The sequence below is a fragment of the Caulobacter sp. 05L422 genome (assembly GCF_056397765.1).
The window spans coordinates 156,253-176,139 of sequence record NZ_JBFTOB010000004.1; the positions used below are offsets into that span (position 1 = coordinate 156,253).

21 protein-coding genes are annotated in these 19,887 nt (G+C 69.2%); 6 read left to right on the forward strand and 15 right to left on the reverse strand.

Annotated features, from left to right (window positions below; genetic code table 11):
• Nucleotides 1-52: 52 nt before the first annotated feature.
• Nucleotides 53-1,261: an NO-inducible flavohemoprotein gene (gene hmpA, locus AC1DMQ_RS06130; RefSeq protein ID WP_477032660.1), complete on the reverse strand. Its 1,209-nt coding sequence runs from the start codon at nt 1,259-1,261 to the stop codon at nt 53-55.
• Between the two features lie 39 nt (nt 1,262-1,300).
• On the reverse strand, nt 1,301-1,708 hold the full coding sequence (locus AC1DMQ_RS06135; protein ID WP_477032661.1) for a group III truncated hemoglobin: 408 nt from the start codon (nt 1,706-1,708) through the stop codon (nt 1,301-1,303).
• Between the two features lie 123 nt (nt 1,709-1,831).
• Here AC1DMQ_RS06135 and AC1DMQ_RS06140 point away from each other — a divergent pair, with 123 nt between their 5' ends.
• Nucleotides 1,832-2,281 carry an Rrf2 family transcriptional regulator gene (locus AC1DMQ_RS06140; RefSeq protein ID WP_477032662.1) on the forward strand — a complete coding sequence of 150 codons (450 nt, stop codon included), beginning with the start codon at nt 1,832-1,834 and terminating at the stop codon, nt 2,279-2,281.
• Here the strand turns inward: AC1DMQ_RS06140 and AC1DMQ_RS06145 are convergent.
• The 3 genes from AC1DMQ_RS06145 to AC1DMQ_RS06155 all read right to left on the reverse strand — a co-directional run bounded on the left by AC1DMQ_RS06145 (nt 2,278) and on the right by AC1DMQ_RS06155 (nt 6,574).
• On the reverse strand, nt 2,278-4,854 hold the full coding sequence (locus AC1DMQ_RS06145) for an ATP-binding protein (RefSeq protein ID WP_477032663.1): 2,577 nt from the start codon (nt 4,852-4,854) through the stop codon (nt 2,278-2,280). The two genes, AC1DMQ_RS06140 and AC1DMQ_RS06145, sit on opposite strands and share 4 nt — an antisense overlap.
• A 152-nt stretch (nt 4,855-5,006) precedes the next feature.
• The gene (locus AC1DMQ_RS06150; RefSeq protein ID WP_477032664.1) at nt 5,007-5,774 is read right to left on the reverse strand and encodes an SDR family oxidoreductase; all 768 of its coding nucleotides are present in this window, start codon (nt 5,772-5,774) and stop codon (nt 5,007-5,009) included.
• 80 nt (nt 5,775-5,854) lie between these two features.
• Complete coding sequence (locus tag AC1DMQ_RS06155; RefSeq protein WP_477032665.1) at nt 5,855-6,574, reverse strand: porin family protein; 720 nt, start codon at nt 6,572-6,574, stop codon at nt 5,855-5,857.
• 213 nt (nt 6,575-6,787) lie between these two features.
• Between AC1DMQ_RS06155 and AC1DMQ_RS06160 the strand changes: the two genes are divergently transcribed.
• Nucleotides 6,788-7,270, forward strand: a complete 483-nt coding sequence (locus AC1DMQ_RS06160; protein WP_477032666.1) for an SRPBCC family protein — start codon at nt 6,788-6,790, stop codon at nt 7,268-7,270.
• 50 nt (nt 7,271-7,320) lie between these two features.
• Here AC1DMQ_RS06160 and AC1DMQ_RS06165 read toward each other — a convergent pair whose 3' ends face one another.
• Together AC1DMQ_RS06165 and AC1DMQ_RS06170 are read right to left on the reverse strand one after the other, a co-directional pair.
• Entirely contained in the window at nt 7,321-8,073 is a 753-nt protein-coding gene (locus tag AC1DMQ_RS06165) for an extensin-like domain-containing protein (protein WP_477032667.1), read from the reverse strand.
• A gap of 74 nt (nt 8,074-8,147) precedes the next feature.
• Entirely contained in the window at nt 8,148-8,873 is a 726-nt protein-coding gene (locus tag AC1DMQ_RS06170; RefSeq protein ID WP_477032668.1) for an extensin-like domain-containing protein, read from the reverse strand.
• Nucleotides 8,874-8,965: 92 nt separating this feature from the next.
• Between AC1DMQ_RS06170 and AC1DMQ_RS06175 the strand changes: the two genes are divergently transcribed.
• On the forward strand, nt 8,966-10,342 hold the full coding sequence (locus AC1DMQ_RS06175; protein ID WP_477032669.1) for an MFS transporter: 1,377 nt from the start codon (nt 8,966-8,968) through the stop codon (nt 10,340-10,342).
• A gap of 8 nt (nt 10,343-10,350) precedes the next feature.
• On the opposite strand, the gene AC1DMQ_RS06180 is transcribed toward AC1DMQ_RS06175, so the two are convergent.
• The gene (locus AC1DMQ_RS06180) at nt 10,351-11,139 is read right to left on the reverse strand and encodes a hypothetical protein (RefSeq protein ID WP_477032670.1); all 789 of its coding nucleotides are present in this window, start codon (nt 11,137-11,139) and stop codon (nt 10,351-10,353) included.
• A gap of 79 nt (nt 11,140-11,218) precedes the next feature.
• Nucleotides 11,219-13,207 carry a methylmalonyl-CoA mutase family protein gene (locus AC1DMQ_RS06185; RefSeq protein ID WP_477032671.1) on the reverse strand — a complete coding sequence of 663 codons (1,989 nt, stop codon included), beginning with the start codon at nt 13,205-13,207 and terminating at the stop codon, nt 11,219-11,221.
• Between the two features lie 184 nt (nt 13,208-13,391).
• Between AC1DMQ_RS06185 and AC1DMQ_RS06190 the strand changes: the two genes are divergently transcribed.
• On the forward strand, nt 13,392-14,189 hold the full coding sequence (locus AC1DMQ_RS06190; protein WP_477032672.1) for a GNAT family protein: 798 nt from the start codon (nt 13,392-13,394) through the stop codon (nt 14,187-14,189).
• 189 nt (nt 14,190-14,378) lie between these two features.
• On the forward strand, nt 14,379-14,819 hold the full coding sequence (locus AC1DMQ_RS06195) for a helix-turn-helix domain-containing protein (protein ID WP_018062268.1): 441 nt from the start codon (nt 14,379-14,381) through the stop codon (nt 14,817-14,819).
• Nucleotides 14,820-14,893: 74 nt separating this feature from the next.
• Here AC1DMQ_RS06195 and AC1DMQ_RS06200 read toward each other — a convergent pair whose 3' ends face one another.
• On the reverse strand, nt 14,894-15,247 hold the full coding sequence (locus AC1DMQ_RS06200) for a PilZ domain-containing protein (RefSeq protein WP_477032673.1): 354 nt from the start codon (nt 15,245-15,247) through the stop codon (nt 14,894-14,896).
• Between the two features lie 209 nt (nt 15,248-15,456).
• Here AC1DMQ_RS06200 and AC1DMQ_RS06205 point away from each other — a divergent pair, with 209 nt between their 5' ends.
• Complete coding sequence (locus tag AC1DMQ_RS06205; protein WP_477032674.1) at nt 15,457-16,449, forward strand: glucokinase; 993 nt, start codon at nt 15,457-15,459, stop codon at nt 16,447-16,449.
• Between the two features lie 42 nt (nt 16,450-16,491).
• On the opposite strand, the gene AC1DMQ_RS06210 is transcribed toward AC1DMQ_RS06205, so the two are convergent.
• The 5 genes from AC1DMQ_RS06210 to AC1DMQ_RS06230 form a co-directional block, all read right to left on the reverse strand.
• Nucleotides 16,492-17,019, reverse strand: a complete 528-nt coding sequence (locus tag AC1DMQ_RS06210; RefSeq protein WP_477032675.1) for an SRPBCC family protein — start codon at nt 17,017-17,019, stop codon at nt 16,492-16,494.
• A 71-nt stretch (nt 17,020-17,090) separates the two neighbouring features.
• On the reverse strand, nt 17,091-17,513 hold the full coding sequence (locus tag AC1DMQ_RS06215; RefSeq protein WP_477032676.1) for a VOC family protein: 423 nt from the start codon (nt 17,511-17,513) through the stop codon (nt 17,091-17,093).
• A 29-nt stretch (nt 17,514-17,542) separates the two neighbouring features.
• Nucleotides 17,543-17,974, reverse strand: a complete 432-nt coding sequence (locus tag AC1DMQ_RS06220; RefSeq protein ID WP_477032677.1) for a YybH family protein — start codon at nt 17,972-17,974, stop codon at nt 17,543-17,545.
• Nucleotides 17,975-18,057: 83 nt separating this feature from the next.
• Nucleotides 18,058-19,323: an RNA polymerase sigma factor gene (locus tag AC1DMQ_RS06225; RefSeq protein WP_477032678.1), complete on the reverse strand. Its 1,266-nt coding sequence runs from the start codon at nt 19,321-19,323 to the stop codon at nt 18,058-18,060.
• Nucleotides 19,320-19,730 (reverse strand): YciI family protein, encoded by a 411-nt coding sequence (locus tag AC1DMQ_RS06230; RefSeq protein WP_477032679.1) that lies wholly within the window; start codon nt 19,728-19,730, stop codon nt 19,320-19,322. The genes AC1DMQ_RS06225 and AC1DMQ_RS06230 overlap by 4 nt, the downstream gene beginning before the upstream one ends.
• Nucleotides 19,731-19,887: the final 157 nt, after the last annotated feature.

Consider the following 19,887-nt stretch of genomic DNA (forward strand, 5'->3'; position numbering starts at 1 on the left):
ACTCCCCCTCCGTCGCCCTTCGGGCGACACCTCCCCCACAGGGGGAGGAGCTTTAGGCCGCGATCGCCTCGGCCGTCGGGCCGAACACCTCGTAATGGATGCGGTCGGCCGGCACGCCGGCGCCCGCCAGTCCGTTCACGAACACCTTCAGGAACGGCGTGGGGCCGCACAGGTAGAAGTCGGCGTCCGCGAACGGCGTGTTGGCCGCCAGCCAGTCGATGGTGACGAAGCCGTCGACGTCGTGGCTCTCCCCGACACGGTCGCCCGCCAGCGGATCGCTGTAGAACGTGGTCACCGAGACGCCGCCGTGGTCCTTGGCCAGGGTGCGGACATGGCCGTCCAGGGCGTGGACGCCGCTGTTGAGCGCGCCGTGCACGAAGTGGGCTTCCAGCGCCGGATGGGCCTTGGCGATGTGCTCGACCATGCTGACCATCGGCGTCAGGCCGACGCCGCCGCTGAGCAGCACTACCGGACGGGTCGGCTCGTCGGCCAGGAAGAAGTCGCCCGACGGCGGGGTGGCCTGCAGGATGTCGCCGATCCGGGTCTGGTCGTGCAGGAACCGCGAGACCGCGCCCAGGTCCTCGCGCTTGACCGAGATGCGGTAGCTCTCGCCGTTCGGGCCCGCCGAGATCGAGTAGTTGCGCTTCTCGCCCGGCGCATCGGGCAGGTCGAAGCGGAAGGTCAGGTACTGGCCGGGCTTGTGCGGGATCACCCGCCCGCCGTCCGCCGGCCGCAGCACGAACGAGGTGATCACCGCGCTCTCGCGGATCTTCTCGGCGACCACGAAGTCGCGCCAGCCGGTCCAGCCGCCCTCGAAGGCCTCGATCTCGGCCCGGATGTTCGCCTCGCGACCGATCAGGATGTCGGCCAGGAACCAGTAGGCCTCGCCCCAGGCGGCCAGGATTTCGTCGGTGGCCGCCTCGCCCAGCACGTCCTGGATCGCGCCCAGCAGGGCCTTGGCCACGAACGGATAGTGCTCGGCCAGGATGTGATAGCCGACATGCTTGTGGGCGATGCGTTCGACCACCGGCAGCACGACGCCCAGGTTGTCGATGTTCTGGGCGTAGGCCAGGATCGCCCCGGCCAGGGCCTTGGGCTGGGCGCCGGTCCCCTGGTTGGCGTGGTTGAACAGGGCCCTGATGTGGTCGTCCTGGAACAGCCGGGCGTACATCGCCAGGGTGATCTTCTCGCCATGTTCGGCCAGGGCCGGAACCGTGGCCTTGACGCGCGCGATCGTGTCCGCGCTGAGCGCAGCCGCCATTGTCTCTCTCCGTGTCTGGTTTCTGGGTTGGGTTCGCGGTCAGGCGACCGCGGGTTGGTCAGAATCCGCCTTGGGCAGGCGGAAATTGATGGCGAGGTCCAGGCTCTGGGCGATCCGCGCGGCCTTGGCCTGCATGACCGCGGCGACCGGCGGCGACACCATCTCGGCGGTCGTCTCGGTCCAGATCGCCAGCCAGCGGCCGAACATCTCCGACGGGATGCGGGCGGCGTGCCTGAGATGGACCGCCACCGGATTGCCCTTGTAGCGGCCGCTGGTCAGCATCACCGACGACCAGAAGTCGGCCAGGGTCGCCAGGTGATGGTCCCAGTCCCCGACCGCGTCGTTGAACACCGGGCCGAGCTCGGCGTCGGCGCGGACACGGGCGTAGAAACGATCCAGCAGTGCCGGCAGGGCGGCTTCGATCTCGGCGGCTTGGCTCGGGTCCATGGTGATGGCCTAATTGATGCGTCAAAAATGCATCTATAAGCCCGCAGCGAAACATGCAAAGAAAATGCCTGTTCTACGTATTCGTCCTTAGGCGCCGGCTTGGGGCGTCCGCCTGGAGTGCCGATGCGCCTGACGCGCTACACCGACTATGCGATGCGGGTTCTGCTGCACCTTGCGGCGCGCGACGACGGGGACCTGTCCTCGATCGGCGAGATCGCCAAGCTCTACGACATCTCGCAGAACCACCTGATGAAGGTGGTGCAGGACCTGGGCAAGGCCGGCTTCGTGCGCACCGTGCGCGGCCGGGGCGGCGGCATCGCCCTGGCCCGTCCCGCCGACCAGATCGTCATCGGCCAGGTGGTGCGCCAGACCGAGGAAGGCTTCCAACTGGTCGACTGCACCAATTGCATGATCGCCCCGGCCTGCACCCTGCCCCGCGTCCTCAACGAGGCGACGGCGGCGTTCATCGCGGTGCTCGACAAGTACAGCCTGGAAGACCTGCTGGATCAGCGCCACCAGATGCGGGCGCTGTTCGGGATCACCGAACCGGCGGCGCTGACCGCCGCGACCTAGGCCGGCGTAGCGACCGGCTCGGCCTGTTCGACGGGCGCCGCCACGCCGCGTCTGGCCAGCACCTGGACCAGCACCGACAGCATGTCGCGCAGGTCGATGGGCTTGGCGATGTGGGCGTCCATGCCGGCTTCGAGGCAGGTGTCGATCTGGGTGCGCATGACGTCGGCGGTCAGGGCGATGACCGGCAGGGCGGTCCAGCGCGGATCGCGGCGCAGGATGCGCGTGGCCTCCAGCCCGTCCATCACCGGCATGTTGACGTCCATCAGCACGATGTCGAACGCCTCGGCCTCCAGCGCGTCAAGGGCCTCGCGGCCGTTCTCGACCTCGACCAGGTCGCAGTCGAACGGGGCCAGGAACAGCTTGATGACCCGGCGGTTGACCGGATGGTCGTCGACCACCAGCACCCGGCGGCCGTGCAGGGGCGAGAGCGTCTCGTCCTCGCCGGGGGCGCCGAACGCCGCGACGCTCGTCTCCGTCGCCCCGGCGCTGGAAACGTCGACCTGGAAGCCGAGCGTGAAGGTCGAGCCTCGGCCCTCGCGGCTGTCGACCAGAATATCGCCGTCCATCAGCTCGGCCAGTCGGCGGGTGATGTTCAGGCCCAGGCCCGTGCCGCCGAAGGTGCGGGTGGTCGAGGCGTCGGCCTGGGTGAAGGCGCCGAACAACTTGGACAGGGTGGCCGGGCTCATGCCGATGCCGGTGTCGGTGACGGTCAGGCGCACGTCGGTCCGGCCGGTCCGCGGATCGGCCGCCCAGGCCAGGGTTACGTCGACCTGGCCGACCACCGTGAACTTCAGGGCGTTGGACAGCAGGTTGGCCAGGCACTGGCGCACCCGCACGGCGTCGAACAGCAGCATCGGCGGCGGCTCGCCGACGACGGTGAAGGTCAGCTCGACGCCCTTCTCGCGCGCGGTCGGCTGGTAGCCGCCGATCAGGCGGGCGCAGATCCCGACGAGGTCGCCGGCGGTCGGGGAGATCTCCAGCTTGCCGGCCTCGATCTTCGACAGGTCCAGGATGTCGTTGAGCAGCACCAGCAGGGTGTCGCCGCTGTCGATCATCAGCTCGACCTGCTCGCGCTGGCGGGCGTTCAGGGCCTCGCCGCGCAGGGCCTGGGCCATGCCCAGCATGCCGTTCAGCGGCGTGCGCAGCTCGTGGCTCATCACGGCCAGGAAGGCGGACTTGGCCTCGTTGGCCGACTCGGCGCGGCCGCGCGCCTCCTTCAGCCGCTGCGAGGCCCGGCGCAGGTAGAGGCCCCAGCCCACCCCGCCCAGCACCAGCACGCCCAGCAGCATGGCGATGACGATCGAGGCGTGGGCCAGGCGGCGGTTCAGCTCGACCTCGGCGGTCAGGCGACGGCTCTCGTCGCGCTTGGACTTCAGCTCGGTCTCCAGGGCCGAGGCCATCTGGGCGCCGTTGCGCGACAGGGCGGCCTGGGTCTTCTCGTGGTCCTGGCGGCGCCATTGATCCAGCTGGCGGAAGGCGTCCTCGCCGCGATGCTCGGCCAGGGCGATATAGGCGCTGAGCAGCAGCTCGGCCTGGGGATCGCGCTCCAGGGTCTCGATCGGGATGGCGCGGATCACGTCGAGATCGGCCTTGGCGGCGGCCGCTTCGCCCAGCTCGGCCCGGGCCTGGGCGCGCAGGCGCAAGCTGAGGCCGGTCAGGCGGTTGGTCGGCCGGGCGATCTCGAACGCGCCGTCGGCCAGGCACTGCAGCACCCGGCGCGGGGCGTGCCGCGCATTGGCGATGCGGGCGCACAGATAGCGGTCCCAGGTCTTCAGGTCCGGATCGCCGGCCGCCTGGGTCATGTGGTGGTGCACGCTGGCGAAGTGCTCGGCGGCGTCCAGTTCGCCCACCTCGGCGGCGGTGTAGGCGATGTCGTAGATCCGCTCGACCTTGCGCATGTAGAAGGCGTTGCCCTCGTCAAGGCGGGCGGCCTGGCTCATGTGGTCCAGCGCGCCTTCCTTATCGCCGATGTAGGACAGGGTGTAGGAATGCACCTGATGGGCCTCGGCCAGCATCGACCGGGCGATGGGGCCCTTGCGCTCCATCTGGCCCATCACGTCGGCGGCCAGGCGCGAGGCGTCGGCCCACTGGCCCGAGCGGCCCAGGGTGCGGATGCGCTCCAGCGCCGCCATCATCCGGATGTTCGGACCCGAGCGTTCCAGATAGCGGACCCAGTCGGCCTCGTTGAAGGTGCGAAAGCCGCCCGACTCGTGGCGGTAGGCCGTGGTCAGCAGGTCGACCAGGCTCAGCAGTTCGGCGTCGCCCTCGGCCACGGCCAGGCGGCGGACGCGGCGGGTCCAGTCGTCGAACTGCGGTTGAACCTGGTTGCTCTTGTAGGCGTAGAGCACCGACCACAGGCCATACAGGCGCTTGTCGCCGTCCTGCTTCATCGCCCAGCGCCCGATACGCTCGATGTCGTCGTTCTCGCGCGACGGCGGCTCGATCTCGTCGCGGCTGACTTCGCGATAGACGGCGTCCAGCTTGGCCGACTGCGGCGAGCGGGCAAGGGCCGCGCCGCCGGTTCCGGCCAACAGGGTCGCGATCGCCGCGAGGAACAGGACGTAGCGCCGCAAGCCGTGGTTTCCTGGTGAACCGCGGCAACCTACAAAAACGACCTGTATCCAAAGTTAAAGAACGGCGGAACGCGACATTCCATCGCGGATTAGGGACATGCGGGGCAAAATATCCTCGCCCCGGCCCTCTAAGCTCAAGTTCATAGCGCCGCCTAGATGGTCGCCCCGCCGTCCACCACCAGAGCTTGTCCGGTCATGAAGCTGCCCGCCTTGGACGCCAGGTAGACGGCCGCCCCGGCCAGTTCGTCCGGCTCGCCGATCCGGCGCAGCGGCACGCCCTTGGTCGAGCGTTCCAGGGTCGCGGGATCGTCCCACAGCGCCTTGGCGAAGTCGGTCTTGATCAGGCCCGGCGCGATGCAGTTGACCCGCACGTTGTCGGGGCCGAACTCATGGGCCAGGTTGCGGGCCAGCTGGAAGTCGGCGGCCTTGGAGATGTTGTAGGCGCCGATGATCGCGTTGCCGCGCAGGCCGCCGATCGAGCTGACGATGATGATCGCGCCGTCCTTCCGCTCGCGCATCTCCGGGGCGACCATGCCGATCAGCCAGTGATTGCTGATGATGTTGTTGTCCAGGATCTTGCGGAACTGGTCGTCGGCGATGCCGGCCAGCGGGCCGTAGTAGGGGTTGGACGCGGCGTTGCAGACGCAGATGTCGACCTTGCCGAACGCCGCCCTGGTCTCGTCGACCAGGCGCTGCAGGTCCTCCTTGGAGGCGATGTTGGCCGGGACCGCGATCGCCGTCCCCTCCCCGTGCCTGGCGTTGATCTCGGCGGCCACCTCGTCGCAGGGCCCGGCCTTGCGCGAGGAGATCACCACCTTGGCCCCGTGTTCGGCCATGCGCTGGGCGATGGCCTTGCCGATGCCGCGCGAACTGCCGGTGATGATCGCCACCTTGCCGCTGAGGTCGAAGAGGGTGGTCATGGCGCGCTCCCGGCAACTTTCAAAACGATCGTTTGAATTGCCGGCAACTTGGAACCAAGGCCCGCCCAGGTCAAGCCGCCTCAGAAACGATAGGTGAAGCCGAACAGCGGCCCCTTGAGGTCGAGCTCGACATCGGCCCGGCTCTTGCTGTTCTCGAAATGCAGGTAGCGATAGCCGCCCATCAGCCGCCAGCGGCTGGAGAGATCATATTCGACCAGGGCCTGGCCCTGCCAGCTGGAGGTGTCGCTGCCCCAGCCCGCGTCGGCCTGGCCGGTCAGGCCCCACCGACCGTACTGGCCCCGGGCCCGCGCGCCAATCACCCCGTCGGCCCAGCTGGTGTCTCCGCTGGCGTCGATCAGCTCGCCATTGGGTCCGCTGAGCGTGAAATCGGTCTCGAGCCAGTAGCCCCTGACACCGGCCGTCAGGTCCAGGTCCCATTTGTCGCCGTCGACCAGGCGGTAGTAGCCGTTCACCGACCCCACCATCGCCTTGGTGCCTAGACTCGGGGTCAGGGGGATCGCCGGCGGCAGTTCGATATTGTCGCCGAAGCCGATGTCGACATAGGCGAAATCCACGAGCGCGCCGAACCGGTCGCCGCTGATCTCGGCCACCCCGAAGCCGAAGAACTCCAAGTGATCCAGGAAGTTGCCGTCGACGACGGGGGTCGGCCGGTCGGCCTGCAGCCCCAGCGGCCCCTCGACGCTGGGCAGCCAGACATAGGTGCCCATGCGGAACGTCACGTCGTCGGCCCTGGCCTCGACGGCGCCCGCCGCCAGCGCCACGGCAAAGCCCACAACCACCGCAACCCTCATCGGACAGCTCCCTTGAGACCCGGGCAGAGCCTGAACCGTCCAAGCGGGGGGTAAATCAGGTGAATTCCCTAGAGGACGCTCGGCTTGCCGCTATCGACGCCAGATGGATGTCAGGCATCGACAAAAGTTCGCGGGCGATGTCGGATCGCCGACCGTGCGGCCGTCCTCTGGGCACAAACCGCTGCCCTTTGGAGAAACGCCATGAACGCCCCCGCCCCTTCCCCGATCGCCGAGCGCGAACTGGTGCTGACCCGCATCATCGATGTCCCGGCCGACAAGCTGTACAAGTGCTGGACCACGCCCGAGCGCATGCACGAGTGGTTCTGCCCCAAGCCCTGGACCGTCTCGCACGCCGAGATGGACATCCGGGCCGGCGGCTCCAGCCTGATCGTCATGCAAGGCCCCAACGGCGAGGAGATGCCCAATCCCGGCGTCTATCTCGAGGTCGTCCCGAACAAGCGCCTGGTCTTCACCGACGCCTTCACCTCGGCCTGGGTCCCGTCGGGCAAGCCGTTCATGGTCGCGATCGTCGAGTTCGAGGACCTGGGCGACGGCACGACCCGCTACACCGCCACCGCCCGCCACTGGACGGTCGAGGATCGCCAGGCCCACGAGCAGATGGGCTTCCACGAAGGCTGGGGCATCGTCGCCGACCAGCTGGCCGAAGTGGCCAAGACGTTCTGAGCAACGGCTGGGGACAGGCGCATGCGCCTGTCCCCAAACGCGTCAGCCGCTCACGCGCACTTGTTCCAGCCGTGCATGTCCAGATGGAAGTGGTCGTGGTGCTCGGCGTTGTAGTCGGGGCTCAGGGTGGTGATGAACACCCGGCAGGCCCCGTCGCGCACCCGGCGCAGGAACTGGCCCTTAGGCCCCGGATCGTTCCAGTCGCGGGCCACGTAGACCGTCTGGCCGTCGGCCAGCTTGAAGCCGGCCAGGTCGATGGCGTCGGCGCTGGCGTGCTCGCTGACCGGGCCCGCCGTCTTGCCGTACTGCCGCCGGCAGGAATAGGTGCCGTAGTGCTCGAGCCCGACCACCCCCTGGCCCAGCACCTCGTAGGCGGCCGGCTGCACCACCTGGCGCTCCCAGATCGACAGGGCCAGGGCCTCCTTGCAGACCATCGGCGCGTCGGTCGGCGCCAGAGGCGCCATGCCGCTGTCGATCAACAACGCGTCGCGCACGGTGCAGAAGCCGCCATCCGTCTTTTCCGGCAGGTCGACATAGGTCAGGCCGGCCTTGCGCAAGATGGCCCGGCAGACCGCCGGGTCGTTGCCGGCCCGCGCCGCCTTGATCCGCGTGGCCATGCCCACCGGGTCGACGATGCTCAGCGGTTTCCACGGCAGGTGCTGGCGGGCGATGCCGCGCTCGGCCACGAGGGCCATGACCAGCACCAGCGACCACAGCAGGACGAGCGCCGTCAGCCCCGCCAGGCGGTTCTGGTGGCGCGTGCGGTGCTCGACGCGCGGATGGCGCGGGACGCGATAGGCCATGGGCGGAGGGAGCGCCTGAAAGGGGTTAACGGCCAAGCCTTGCCTTAGCCGCGTGGCGGGTCAATCGGAAACACCTATCGGCACAGTCTGTAGCCGCTGCCCTCCAGATGCAGGTGGTCGCGGTGGGCGGCGTTGTAGTCCGGGCTCAGAACGGTTCCGAACACCCGGCAGGCGCTGTTGCGCGCCGCCTGGACGAAATGACCCTCGGCGCTGTCGGCCCGGAAGTCGGCCGCCACCGTGGCCCGGCGGCCGTCGGCGAAGCGGAAGCCGGCCACGTCCAGCGCCTGGGCGCGGGCATGGGCGCTGGGCCGTTCGCCGGGCCGGCCGTAGATCGTGCGGCAGGCATAGGTCCCGTAGTGCTCCACCCGGGTCAGCCGGCTGCCCATGATCTCGGTCGCGGCCGGGGCCAGGAACTGCCGCTCCCACAACGCGTAGCCCAGGGCCAGCGGGCAGGTCATGACCGGCGCGGCGGGCGCCAGGCGGCCGGACGCCCGCACGGTGTCGCGCGTCGAACAGTAGCCGGCCTCCCGCGTCTCCCCTTCGGTGAACCGCACCCCGCCCTCGCGCAGGGCGGCGCGGCAGGCGGCCGGGTCGGCGCCGATCCGCGCCAGCTTGCCGGCCGTGGCCAGGCCGATCGGCTGGTTCAGCGAGAACGGCTTCCAGGGCAGGTCCTGCGGCGGCGCCAGGCGGTCGACCAGGGCGAACACCAGCAGGCCCGCCAGCAGCAGATCCAGCAGGAAGCCCGCCGCGCTGGCCAGCGACCGGGCTTCGGGAGAGGGTTCGCGCAGGACCAGTTTCACTCTTTATCCAACGGCGCGACCGCCGTGAAGTTCAGCCCAAGGCTTGGCTTGACTGGCCCAAAGGGGCATCTAGCGCGTCCCTGGAGACGCCCATGACCCCCTCGAACAGCTGGCGCGGCCTGCTGAACGCCGAACTGGCTCCGCGCTTCGCCCTGCTGTGCCTGGGCATCTGGCTGAACGCCGCCGACACCCTGGTGACGGTGACGATCATGCCCAGCGTCGCCAAGGAGATCGGCGGCTGGCAGTACTTCGGCTGGTCGATCGCCGCCTTCCTGCTGGGCTCGATCCTGGCCGGCGCCTGCGCGGGCAAGCTGTCGATCCGCTTCGGCCTGCGCCGGGCCACCGCCCTGGCGGGCGTGGTCTACGCGATCGGCTGCGCCATGGGCGCCCTGGCGCCGGACTTCCTGGTCTTCGTGGCCGGACGCCTGGTCCAGGGCCTGGGCGCGGGGGCGATCGTCTCGCTGTGCTACGTGGCGATCAGCGCCATGTTCCCCGAAAGCCTGTGGCCACGGGTCTATGGCGCGATCGCCGGGGTGTGGGGCGCGGCGACCCTGCTGGGCCCGCTGTGCGGCGGGCTGTTCGCGGAAGCCGGCTACTGGCGCGGGGCCTTCTGGTTCTTCGTGGTCCAGGCCGTGATCTTCGTGGGCGCGGTGCTGGTCATGGTGCCGTCCGCGCCCAAGGCCCTCGAGGGCGGACGCATTCCCGGACGCCAGCTGGCCCTGCTGACTCTGGGCGTGACCCTGATCGCCGCCGCCGGCGTCGTGCCGGGTGGGCTGACGGCCGCCCTCTGCGCGGTGTTCGGGGCCCTGGCCATGGCGGCCATGATGCTGGTCAACGGCCGCACGAGCGACCGCCTGCTGCCCCGCTCGGCCTCCGACCTGGCCACCGCCACCGGCCTTGGCCTGGTGGTGATCTTCTTCTGCGAGGCCGCGACGGTCGGCTTCTCGGTCTATGGCCCGACCTTCATCCAGGTGCTGCACGGGGCCGAGCCTCTGCTCAGCGGCTATGTGATCGGCGGCATCGCGGCGGGCTGGACGGCCTTCTCGTTCGTGGTCGCGGGGCTGAAGCCTCGGCACGAGGGCCGGGCGATCCGCATCGGGGCCGTGGTCATCGTGGCCGGCGTCGCCTGGGGCGCCTATGAGATGGTCCATGGCGGCCTGGTCGGGATCACCCTGTCGATGGTGCTGCTGGGCAGCGGCTTCGGGATCTGCTGGGCGTTCCTGGCCAAGCGGGTGATCGGCGGCGCGCCGCTCGACGAACAGCCCCTGGCCTCGGCCGCCGTGCCCACCACCCAGCTGATCGGCGGAGCCACGGGTGCGGCGGCGGCCGGGGCCCTGGCCAACGCCCTGGGCTTCGCCCACGGCGTCGAACCGGCGAACGGCCTGACCCACGGCCTGTGGCTGTTCTGCGCCTTCATCCCGCTGGCGCTCGTGGGCCTGGCGGCGGCATGGCGGCTGGGACGGGACTAGACCCGGCCTCAGCTCGAGATCGCCGCCCCGATCGCGATGCCGACCAGGACAGGACCCAGCGTCGACCCATCCCCTTCGGTCGACGGCTCCACATAGACCCCCTCGATGGGCAGCACGAACACGGCGTCGGCCGTCTTCTCCACGCGCGCTGTCGGATCGAGAGAAGGACGATGAGCCGTCAAGGCCGCGACCACGACGTCGCGATGCACGCCGGCGTCGCGCAGGTTCACGATGATCTTGCCGCCTTGCTCGCGCTGGCCCGCCGAAAGCCCCGGCGCCGCGTTCGGCCCGACGGCCAGGCGCAGGATCGCCTCGTCGCCGCGCAAGCGCGGCCGGATTTCCAGGACCTGGTCCCAGGTCAGGGTCCCGCCAAGATCGTGGCTGTAAAGTCCCGCCCCGTCGATCCGCAGTTCGACCTCGTCGACCAGCCGCGCCTTCAGCGCGGCCAGGAAAGCCTGGACGCCGAACGCCGCCGCCACGCAAAACGCATAGACGATTTCCCAGGCGGGCTCTTTCCACACAGTCGCCACGATGGCCATCATCAGCATGACCAACATCCCGAGCAGGGGCGCCCTGGCCGCCGCTTGACGGCGCCATCGCCCCTGACGAGTCGTCAGCCAGACGCCCGGCGAGGGCGTCTCCTCGCGGTTCGGGATCCGGGAAAACAGATAGACGCCGCCGGCCAAGAGCGTCCCGGCCAGGAACACCGCGAACCAGCCGCCGCCCGTCGCGTGCACCCCGAACCACAGGGCGATCCACGGCGCGGCCAGGAAGAAATTGAACGCGCCCGCTCGCATGAGAGCGGATGCGTCTTCGCCGTCGGTCACCTTGGCCAAGGGGTTCATGCGCGCCAAGGTAGCACGACGCCGTGCCCACTCAAGCTTCCGCCAGCGCCGCCTCTTCCACCAGCTTGACCACGTCGCTCATGATCTCGGTGATCTTGAAGTCCTTCGGCGTGTAGATCCGCGCCACGCCCATCTGCTTGAGGATCAGGGCGTCGCCCTCGGGGATGATGCCGCCGGCCACGACGGGGATGTGGCCCAGGCCCTCGGCGCGCATGACGCGGATGACCTCCTGCACCAGGTCCAGGTGCGAACCCGACAGGATCGACAGGCCCACCACGTGGGCGCGGCCTTCCTTGGCGCGGCGGACGATCTCGTCCGGCGTCGAGCGGATGCCGTCATAGATCACCTCCATGCCGCACGCGCGGGCCCGGGTGGCGATCTGCTCGGCGCCGTTGGAATGACCGTCCAGGCCCGGCTTGCCGACCAGGTAGGTCAGGGTGCGGCCCAGCACCTGGGAGACCCGCTCGACTTCGGCCTTCACCGATTCCACGTCCTCGGCGTCGCCGGTGGAGACCACGATCGCCACGCCGGTGGGGCCGCGATACTCGCCGAACACCTCGCGCAGGGCCCCGGCCCACTCGCCGGTGGTGATGCCGGCCTTGGCGGCGGTAATCGAGGGTTCCATGATATTCCGGCCGTCGGCGGCGGCGGCCTGCAGGTCGGCCAGGGCGGCCTCGGCGGCGACCGGGTCGCGGGCCGCGCGCCAGGCCTTCAGCCGCTCGACGACGCCGGCCTCCAGCAGCGGATCGACCGTCTCGATCGCCTTGCCTCCCGCTGCCAGCGGCGAGGCCTCGCTGTCGGTCCAGCGGTTGACCCCGACCACGGTCAGGTCGCCGGTCTCGACCGAGCGCACCCGCGCGGCGTTGGACGAGACCAGCTCGGTCTTCATGTAGTCGATGGCGCTGGAGGCTCCGCCCATCGCGTCGATCAGGGCCAGTTGCTCCAGCGCGCCCTTCGACAGCTCGGCGACCTTGGCCTCGACCACGTGGCTGCCGTCGAACAGGTCCTCGTATTCCAGCAGGTCGGTCTCGTAGGCCAGCACCTGCTGCAGGCGCAGCGACCACTGCTGGTCGAACGGGCGCGGCAAGCCCAGGGCCTCGTTCCAGGCCGGCAACTGCAGGGCCCTGCAGCGGGCGTCCTTGCTGAGCGTGACGGCCAGGGCCTCGATCAGGATGCGGTAGACGTTGTTCTCGGGTTGCTGCTCGGTCAGGCCCAGGCTGTTGACCTGTACGCCGTAGCGGAAGCGCCGGGCCTTCTTGTCCTGCACGCCGTAGCGCTCCATCAGGATCTGGTCCCACAGCCGCGTGAAGCTGCGCATCTTGCAAAGCTCGGTCACGAACCGCACGCCGGCGTTGACGAAGAAGCTGATCCGCGAGGCGACGATCTCGAAGTCCTCGTCGGGCACCTGGCCGCCGGCCTTGACGGTGTCGAGCACGCTGATCGCCGTGGCCAGGGCGAAGGCCAGCTCCTGCTCCGGCGTCGCGCCCGCCTCCTGCAGGTGGTAGCTGCAGACGTTCATCGGGTTCCACTTGGGCACCTCGATGTAGCACCAGGCGATCATGTCGCCGATCAGCCGCAAGGACGGGCCCGGCGGGAAGATGTAGGTGCCGCGGCTGAGATATTCCTTGATCAGGTCGTTCTGGGTGGTGCCCTGCAGCAGCTTGCGGTCGGCCCCCTGCTCGTCGCCCAGCGCCACGTACATCGCCAGCAGCCAGGCGGCCGGGGCGTTGATGGTCATGGAGGTGTTGGACTGCTCCAGCGGGATCTGGTCGAACAGCTGGCGCATGTCGCCCAGGTGGGCGATCGGCACGCCGACCTTGCCGACCTCGCCGCGCGCCAGGATGTGGTCGGCGTCGTAGCCGGTCTGGGTGGGCAGGTCGAAGGCGACGGAGAGGCCGGTCTGGCCCCTGGCCAGGTTGGCGCGATAGAGGGCGTTGGACTTCTCGGCCGTGGAGTGGCCGGCATAGGTCCGGAAGATCCACGGCGCGTCCGGCGCGTGCTGATACGGCTTGCCTGACATCCTGCGCTCCCGATCGTCTTATCGTTCTTAATTACCAACGATCATGAACCGGGTTTTGCTGCGACGCAATATCGCCGCTGCGAAGGGAAACTCGGAGAGCCGTTGCCGTGACATAGGCCGTTCGGCCTATCGCCCGCGCGACGGAAGTCGCCGCCTAATGCCCTCTCCAAGCTAGGGGCTGGCCATGATCCATATCGTCACCTCGGAGAACCGGGGCCTCTACGCGCCCGAGCTGGCCGCGATGCGCGCCCAGCGCCGCGAGCGGCCGGCCGGCAAGGACGGCTGGGTCGACCTGATCGTTCTGGACGACGACGACCGCGACGAGGCCGGAACCGTCCACCTGCTGGCGTTCGACGACGAGATGCGGCTGGAGGGCGCCCTGCGACTGGACCCGACCCAGCAGCGCTGCCTGCTGACCGAACGGTTCGCGGACCTGATCGCGCCCGACGAGCCGCCCAAGACGGGCCCCGACCTCTGGGAGGCCACGAGCCTGTTCACGACGAAGGCCTGTCGCGACCGCTCGCGCGTCTGGGCCCTGTGGACAGCGGCGATGGAGCTGGCCCTGGTCAACGGCGCCCGGCGCATCGTCGGGGTGATCGACATGGCCTGCTATCCAAGCGCCCTGGACGCGCCGATCGAGGCCCGGCTGGTCGGCCTGCCCCGCCCCTACGCGCTGGGCGTGGCGGCGGGCGTGGAGCTGGCGCTCTCCGGGGCGCTGGTCGCCCGCCTGCACGAGGCGCTCGGGGTCGTGGGTCCCGTCGGCTACCATGTCGACGCGCTGGACCTGCGGGCGTTCGGCGGCCTGGCCAACGTCCAGCGCCAGGTGAAACGCGCCCAGGTTCCCCAGTGCGGCCCCGGCTCGGCCCGCGACGAGGCGCTGTCGGCCGAGACCCTCTACCGGCTCAACGACACCTCCAGCGCGACCCGCCGGATCTGGGCCGAACGCGACACTGATCCGCCCCCGGAGCGACTCAACGCCTAGGGCCTGCTGCGACACCGAAACAATTTTGCCTGGAAATCGCCTCGATCTAGGCGTGTACGTCCGTGCGTTAGCGCAAGCTTGGGGTTAATCAGCTAAACCTCAGCGACCTAACGCCGCGCCTTGCCGCTGTAACGTTCCATGAACGCGTCGGACGTGGCATGGTGATTGGACAACCTTTGGAGGCGAAACTTGAGCGAAGAAACCGAGGGCCGACGCCCGAATCCCGTCGATCTGCACGTCGGTGGCCGTGTCCGGATGCGTCGCAAGCTTTTGGGCGTCAGCCAGGAACAACTGGCCGACTCGCTGGGCCTGACCTTCCAGCAGGTGCAGAAGTACGAGCGTGGCGCCAACCGCGTCAGCGCCTCCAAGCTGTATGAAATCGCCAAGACCCTACAGGTCCCGGTGTCGTTCTTCTTCGACGGCCTGGCCGATCCGATGGACGGTTCCGACGGCGACGAGATCGGCCAACAGGCCGAGCGCATCGTGCAGGAATTCCTGACCACCCCCGAGGGTCTGGAACTGGCCGAAGTGTTCCCGAAGATCGGCCGCGGCCGCGTGCGTCGTCAGGTCCTCGACCTGGTCCGCGCCATGGCTGAAGAAGCCGCCCGCACCGAAAACGCCGCCGCTTAAGTCGGCGACACAGTGATCTAGTCCGTTCGGGCCCCGGCGATCCCCCTCGCCGGGGCCCGATCGCGTTCAGGGGATCAGCTGGCCGAAACCCGGCGCTGGCTGGCTTGCCAGATGCGCTTGGCCGTCTGCAGCGCGGCGGGGGCCAGGCCCCGCAGGTCGTGGCTGCGAAGGGTCTTGAGGCCGAATTCGCGGTCCTTCTGCCAGACCACCTTCACGTCGTGGGCGTAGCCGGTGACCAGGTCGACCAGCTGGACGCTGGCCGGCGGGGTCGCGCTCGACAGCATCTGGATGCGCAGGCCCGTGTCGGACTGGTCGCGCACGACGCAGTCCCACGCGAAGGCGCCGCAGAGCACCTTCCCGGGATGTTGCATCGCGGTGCGGGGACCGGCGCGCCGGTCGAGAGCCCCGTCAGAACCAAACTTCGACATGCCCCTAACAACGCGCGGCGACGTTAATCGGTGGTGCAGCGGGACGGTTTATTTGCCGCTGACCACGCCGCGGTGCCTGGTTATCCCCGCAAAAGCGCCCTGACGGAACTCGTGGCGAACACGGTTATTTAGCCAGTAACCCGCTTTCCGCTATGATGCGCCCAGGCTGGCGCAGACCGGCCGCCCGAGGAAACCAGAAGGACTGCCCGATGACCCACGGCGTGGCGCTGTTGGCCGACGTGAACGGCCGCGACCTGATTGTCGCCGTTGCCCGGCCAGGCGACGCGCCCGGCGAGCATCGCGTCCTGCCCGGCTCCACGCCGCTGGAGCTGGAGGCCGGCCTCAAATCGGTTCTGGCCGAACTGGGTCCGGACGCGCTGGTCGGCGCCGCGATCAGCGCCGCCGGCCCCGAGATCGACGGAACGATCCTCGTGACCAGCACGGACCTCAGCCTTTCCCTGACCTGGCTGCGCAGCGTCCTGCGCACGCCGCGGGTATATCTGGTCAACGACTTCACCGCCTGCGCCATGGGCGCGCCCATGGTCGCCGAGGCGGAGCTGAGCGTGATCCATCCGGGCAAGGCCGCGCGCAACGCCGCCATCGCCGTGCTCGGGCCCAACCTCGGCCTGGGGGTGGCGGGCCTTGTTCCGCTGCGGGGCGACGGCTGGCTGGCGGTGCCCAGCGAGGGCGGCCACATGGACTTCTGTCCGGTCGAGGCCCGCGAGGCCCCGATCTTCTCGGCCGTCCGCGCCCGACGCGGCGAGGTCTCCGCCGAACGCCTGCTGTCCAAGGAAGGCCTCAGCGACATCCACTGCGCGCTGGTCGGCGACGGGGATCCTCTCGTCGCGCCCGAAAATGACAACGTTATCATCGAGCGGGCGCGGGCGGGCGACGCCAAGGCCCTGGAGGCGATCTCGATCTTCAGCGGCCTGTTGGGCGGCTTCGCCGGCGACATGGCCCTGCTGTTCGCGGCCCGAGGCGGAGTGTTCCTCTGCAGCCCGCTGCTGGAGTCGATCAACGGCCTGCTGGACCTTGAAGCCTTCGCGCGCCGCTACCGGGCCAAGGGGCGGATGAGCTACTACTTGGCCGACGTGCCGGTGTTCCGCATGCCCGGCCGCCCGGCCCTGCTGGGCCTGTCCAGCCTGTTCAGCCCCAGCGACATGCACTACGCCGCCTCGGACGTGAAGTTCCTCGACTGCTAGGCAGGGATGGGGACACGCGCATGCGCATGTCCCCAGCGAGACCTATTTCTCGGCTTCGACCTTGAGGTTGGCCAGGCCGGCCTCGAAGTCCTTGCCGAGCGTCTTGTCCATGTTGAAGACCACGTCCATCACCTTGAATACGAAGGGCGACGGGCCTTCCATGGCCCAGGTGACGCGGGTGGCGTCGCCCTCGGGGACCAGGGTGAAGATCGCCTTGTTGTGGGCCTCGAACGGCTTGGAGAAGTCCAGGTTGATGACCAGTTTCGACGGCGCGGCGACCTCGACGATCTCCATGCGGCCCGCCCCGGCCTTGCCGTTTCCGCTCCAGGCATAGGTCGAACCGACCCCGCTGGCCGGACCGCCATAGGTGCGGCTCATGGCCGGATCGAGCTTCTCGTAAGGCGACCAGGCGCCCCACCTATGGAAGCCGTCGAGCAGGGCGTAGATCTTTTCCGGCGGCGCCTTGATCACGATGGAGCGGGCGGCGCGGAAGTGATTGGGCTTGGTCGCCGCCAAGCCCAGCAGGGCGACGATCGCGACGACGACGACGATGGCGATGATCTTGAGCATGGTTGTCCCCTCCTTGTTTTTGTAGGCGGAACCGGCCGCCTCCTCGGCCGCCGGCTCCATCCGATCCGGCGTCAGGCCTTGGGCGTGGTGGCGATCGACCACGAGAACCCGTAGGGGTCCTTCAGCTGGCCGTAGCGGTCGCCCCAGAACATCAGTTGCACCGGCAAGGTCACCTCGCAACCGGCCGCGACCGCCCGCTCGAACCACTTGTCCACGTCGTCGACCTGCAGGTGCAGGGTGAAGGCGGCGGGCTTTTCCTCGGGGTAGCCGTGCTCGGGATAGAAGTCGCTGAGCATCAGCGAATTGCCGTTGATCAGCAGATGGATGTGCATCGTCCGGCCCTTCTCGTCGGGCGGCATGCGGTAGAGGTCCTGGGCGCCGAAGGCCTTGGCGTAGAAGTCGGCCGCCTGGCCGGCGTTGCTCGGCGACAGATAGGGCACGATGCCGCCGGAGACGGGCGGCAGCGCGGGCGGCTGCTGTTGGGCGTCGGTCATGGTGATGCTCTCCTGGCTACGGGGTTTGGTCAGGGCTTCAGGTCGATGGCGGCTTTGAAGCTGCCATCCATCAGGAACGGTACGGACTCGTGGGTGTGGACGATCTTCCAGGCCCCGCCGCGCTCGCGCAGGCCCAGGGTGCAGCGGAACCACAGATCGACCACCTCGCCGTCCGTCTTGGTCCCGGACATGTGGGCCAGGCCGTGAGCAAAGGCCACGTCGTCCGCGGCGGCGATCGCGAGGTCGGCCAGATCGTAGCCGATGGGGCTCGACCATGTGTCGAACCAGGCCTGCAAGCCCCCACCGTCTTCGGTCGCCACAAGCGGGGGCGCCAGGGAGTAGACGACCAGGTCATCGGCCAGGCAGGCCGCCACGCCCTTGGCGTCCTTGTCGTGCAAGCCTTGCGTCCAGGCGTCGATCGCGCGGCGGATCGCGACCTCGTCGGCGGCGATGTTGGGCATGTCGGTCTCCCGTTCCACGGTTCGACCAAAGGACGCACGTCGCGTCGCCGACCCGACAGTCGTCGCGAACTTTTTTTCGACGGCTAACCGCCCGTCCCCTCCTTCAGCAACCGGTCCAGGTGCAGGCGGATGTGGGCGGCCTCGGCGGCGGTGTTGGCCAGGGCGATGGCCTGGTCGAAGGCCACGCGCGCCTCGTCCCGCCGCCCCAGCTGGAACAGCAGCCCGCCCCTCAGGCCGAAGAAGTGGAAGTAGCCCGACAGCTTGGGCGCCAGGGGCTCGATCATCTCCAGCGCCGCCTCGGGTCCGGCCACCTTCGACACCGCCACGGCGCGGTTCAGGGTGACCACCGGCGACGGGGCCACTTGCTCCAGGTCGCCGTACAGCAGGTCGATCCGCGTCCAGTTGGTGTCCTCGGCGCGTTCGGCGCGGTCGTGCTCGGCGGCGATGGCGGCCTGCACCAGATAGGGCCCGGGCCGGCGATGGCGCACGGCCTTGTCGATCAGGGCCAGGCCCTCGGCGATCATCCGCGGATTCCACAGCGAGCGCTCCTGGTCCTCCAGCAGCACCACCGCCCCGTCGGCGTCGAACCGGGCCGGAGCGCGGGCGTGCTGCAGCAGAAGCAGGGCGGTCAGGCCCATGATCTCCGGCTCGCTGGGGAACAGGCGCAGCAGCAGGCGCGCCAGGCGGATGGCCTCGTCGCACAGTGAGCCACGGGTCAGCAGTTCCTTGCCGCCGGCCGAATAGCCTTCGTTGAAGACCAGGTAGACCATGGCCGCCACGGTGTTCAGGCGCTCGGCCCGCTCCTCGACGCCCGGCGCGCCGAACGGCACGTCGGCCGCCCCGATCCGGGCCTTGGCGCGGGTGATCCGCTGCTCCATCGCCGACTCGCCGACCAGGAAGGCGCGGGCGATCTGGCGCACCGACAGACCCGAGACGATGCGCAGCGCCACCGCCACCTGCTGGGTGGCCGGCAGGTCCGGGTGGCAGCAGATGAACAGCAGCCGCAGCACGTCGTCGCGATAGTGCTCGCCGTCCAGCCGGTCGACGAGGGCGGCCTCGGCGTCCTCCAGGTCGGAGATCAGCTCTTCCGGCGGCAGCGGGGCCGACTTGCTCTGCTTGCGCACCCCGTCCAGGGCGGCGTTGCGACCGACCAGGATCAGCCAGGCGGTCGGGTCGCGCGGCGGTCCGTTCTTGGGCCAGGCCTTCAGGGCCCGCAGGCAGGCGTCCTGGAAGGCCTCCTCGGCGGTGTCCAGGTCGCGGAAGTAGCGCAGCAGGGCCGCGACGGCCTGGGGCCGGGCCGCGGTCAGGGCGGCGTCGATCCAGGCCGCGTCTATATTGGCGATGGTCATGCTCCCGCCCCTCCTGCGTTGGCTCTCGTCCCGCGCGCCTCGGTCAGATGGCCGGGACGATAGACGGCCAGCGGACGGATCTCATAGGCGCCCCGGTCGGGATTGGCCGCGGCCAGGTCGTGCGCCACCTCGATCGCCGCCTCCAGGTCCCCGCAATCGACGACGTAGAATCCCAGGAGCTGCTCCTTGGTCTCGGCGAACGGCCCGTCGATCACCAGGTGCTCGCGGCCCTTCCGCAGGGTGACGGCTGCCGTGGTCGGCAACAGGCGAGCCACCGCGCCCAGCCGGTCGGCGGCGGCCAGGCCGGCCTCGACCGTACCGAGTCGCGCCATGACCACGGCGTCTTCCGCCGGGGTCCAGGCGCCGACCGCGTCCTCGAAGTTGTAGCAAAGAATGGCATAGAGCATCGGGCTGCGCACCTTGTCGTAGCCAGGACGATCAGGAAGCCCACAATCCGACACCAAGGCCGTGAAAAATCAGGCCGCATGGTTTCTCGTATGGTGAAGGAGCCCTATTTTCGCCAACGCGTTCATCGACGGTCGGGCCGCCGACACAAAACCATAA

Bases quoted from the DNA above. Each gene is read 5' to 3' on its own strand.
- hmpA (WP_477032660.1), bottom strand. From the start codon at position 1,261: ATGGCGGCTGCGCTCAGCGCGGACACGATCGCGCGCGTCAAGGCCACG.
- AC1DMQ_RS06135 (WP_477032661.1), bottom strand. From the start codon at position 1,708: ATGGACCCGAGCCAAGCCGCCGAGATCGAAGCCGCCCTGCCGGCACTG.
- AC1DMQ_RS06140 (WP_477032662.1), top strand. From the start codon at position 1,832: ATGCGCCTGACGCGCTACACCGACTATGCGATGCGGGTTCTGCTGCAC.
- AC1DMQ_RS06150 (WP_477032664.1), bottom strand. From the start codon at position 5,774: ATGACCACCCTCTTCGACCTCAGCGGCAAGGTGGCGATCATCACCGGC.
- AC1DMQ_RS06160 (WP_477032666.1), top strand. From the start codon at position 6,788: ATGAACGCCCCCGCCCCTTCCCCGATCGCCGAGCGCGAACTGGTGCTG.
- AC1DMQ_RS06165 (WP_477032667.1), bottom strand. From the start codon at position 8,073: ATGGCCTATCGCGTCCCGCGCCATCCGCGCGTCGAGCACCGCACGCGC.
- AC1DMQ_RS06175 (WP_477032669.1), top strand. From the start codon at position 8,966: ATGACCCCCTCGAACAGCTGGCGCGGCCTGCTGAACGCCGAACTGGCT.
- AC1DMQ_RS06180 (WP_477032670.1), bottom strand. From the start codon at position 11,139: ATGCGAGCGGGCGCGTTCAATTTCTTCCTGGCCGCGCCGTGGATCGCC.
- AC1DMQ_RS06185 (WP_477032671.1), bottom strand. From the start codon at position 13,207: ATGTCAGGCAAGCCGTATCAGCACGCGCCGGACGCGCCGTGGATCTTC.
- AC1DMQ_RS06190 (WP_477032672.1), top strand. From the start codon at position 13,392: ATGATCCATATCGTCACCTCGGAGAACCGGGGCCTCTACGCGCCCGAG.
- AC1DMQ_RS06200 (WP_477032673.1), bottom strand. From the start codon at position 15,247: ATGTCGAAGTTTGGTTCTGACGGGGCTCTCGACCGGCGCGCCGGTCCC.
- AC1DMQ_RS06205 (WP_477032674.1), top strand. From the start codon at position 15,457: ATGACCCACGGCGTGGCGCTGTTGGCCGACGTGAACGGCCGCGACCTG.
- AC1DMQ_RS06210 (WP_477032675.1), bottom strand. From the start codon at position 17,019: ATGCTCAAGATCATCGCCATCGTCGTCGTCGTCGCGATCGTCGCCCTG.
- AC1DMQ_RS06215 (WP_477032676.1), bottom strand. From the start codon at position 17,513: ATGACCGACGCCCAACAGCAGCCGCCCGCGCTGCCGCCCGTCTCCGGC.
- AC1DMQ_RS06220 (WP_477032677.1), bottom strand. From the start codon at position 17,974: ATGCCCAACATCGCCGCCGACGAGGTCGCGATCCGCCGCGCGATCGAC.
- AC1DMQ_RS06225 (WP_477032678.1), bottom strand. From the start codon at position 19,323: ATGACCATCGCCAATATAGACGCGGCCTGGATCGACGCCGCCCTGACC.
- AC1DMQ_RS06230 (WP_477032679.1), bottom strand. From the start codon at position 19,730: ATGCTCTATGCCATTCTTTGCTACAACTTCGAGGACGCGGTCGGCGCC.